The 1,678-nt window shown below is 72.9% G+C and carries 1 protein-coding gene; it reads left to right on the top strand.

Annotated elements, in window-relative coordinates; translation table 11 throughout:
• A partial coding sequence (locus AB0M20_RS42070) for a phosphoenolpyruvate carboxylase (RefSeq protein WP_364306972.1) occupies window positions 1–1,678 on the top strand: 1,678 nt, incomplete at both ends.

Genomic DNA, 1,678 nt, shown 5'->3' with positions numbered 1-1,678 from the left:
CCGACGAGATCGCCGCGGCCGCCCGCCGGCTCGCGGTGCGGCCGGTGTTCACCGCACACCCCACCGAGGCCGCCCGCCGCTCGATCCTGTCCAAGCTGCGCCGGGTCGCCGACGCGCTGGACGCCGAGGCGGCCGCCGCGGTGCTCTACGGCGCGACCGACACGACGGTCTCGACCCGCCGATTCGCCGAGCTGATCGACATGCTGTGGCAGACCGACGAGCTACGGCTCGACCGGCCGGATCCCACCGACGAGGCCCGCAACGCCGTCTACTACCTCAAGGACCTCTACGCGGACGCCGCCCCGCAGGTGCTCGACGACCTCGCCGAGACACTGCGCCAGCTGGGCGTCGAGACCGCCCCGACGGCCCGGCCGCTGACCTTCGGCACGTGGATCGGCGGCGACCGCGACGGCAACCCGTTCGTCACCCCGCAGGTCACCCGCGACGTCCTGCTGATCCAGCACGAGCACGGCCTGCAGGCCACCGAGCGGGCGATGGACGCGCTGATCGACGAGCTGTCGGTCTCCCGGCGGCTGCGCGGGGTGTCCCTCGACCTGTCCGCCGGCCTGGCCAAGGACCTGGACAACCTGCCCGAGGTGGCGCCCCGGTTCCGCCGCACGAACGCCGAGGAGCCGTACCGCCTGAAGGTGCGGGCGATCAAGGCGAAGCTGGCCAACACCCGTGCCCGCCTGCGCAACGGCACCGGGCACGTGCCCGGTCGCGACTACCTGGGCACCGACGAGCTGCTCGCCGACCTGGAGCTGATCCGGGCGTCGCTGGCCCGCAACTCCGGCCAGCTCACCGCGGTCGGCTCGGTCGCCTCGGCGATCCGCACCGTCTCCGCCTTCGGGCTGCAGCTCGCCACGCTCGACGTCCGGGAGCACGCCGAGAAGCACCACGAGGTGCTGGCCCAGATGTACGACCGCCTCGGCGAGGTGGAGGACTACGCCGGCCTGGACCGGCCGGAGCGCACCAAGCTGCTGGCCGCCGAGCTGACCGGGCGACGGCCGCTGGCCGCGCTCGACACTCCGCTGACCGAGTCGGCGCGCAAGACGTTCGACGTGTTCGGCACGATCCGTGATGCGCAGGACCGGTTCGGCGCCGACGTCGTCGAGTCGTACATCATCTCGATGACCCTGGGCGTCGACGACGTGCTGGCCGCCGCGGTGCTGGCTCGCGAGGCCGGGCTGATCGACGTGCACACCGGGCGTGCCCGGATCGGCATCGTGCCGCTGCTCGAGACGCCGGCCGAGCTGGACGCCGGCGGCGAGCTGCTGGACGAGATGCTCTCCCTGCCGGCCTACCGCGAGATCGTCCGGGCGCGCGGCGACCTGCAGGAGGTGATGCTCGGTTACTCGGACTCGAACAAAGAGGCCGGCATCACCACCAGCCAGTGGTCGATCCACAAGGCGCAGCGCGCGCTGCGTGACGTGGCCGCCCGGCACGGGGTGCGGCTGCGGCTCTTCCACGGTCGCGGTGGCACCGTCGGGCGCGGCGGCGGCCCCACCCACGAGGCGATCCTGGCGCAGCCGTACGGCACGCTGGACGGCGCGATCAAGGTGACCGAGCAGGGCGAGGTCATCTCCGACAAGTACACGATCCCGGCGCTGGCGCGGGAGAACCTCGAGCTGACGGTGGCCGCGGTCCTGCAGGCGACGCTGCTGCACACCACGCCGCA

It is taken from the genome of Actinoplanes sp. NPDC051633, assembly GCF_040681735.1.
Taxonomy (GTDB): Bacteria; Actinomycetota; Actinomycetes; order Mycobacteriales; family Micromonosporaceae; genus Actinoplanes.
The sequence above is the reverse complement of the archived record's forward strand: the minus strand, read 5'-3'. Positions and strand labels throughout refer to the sequence as shown.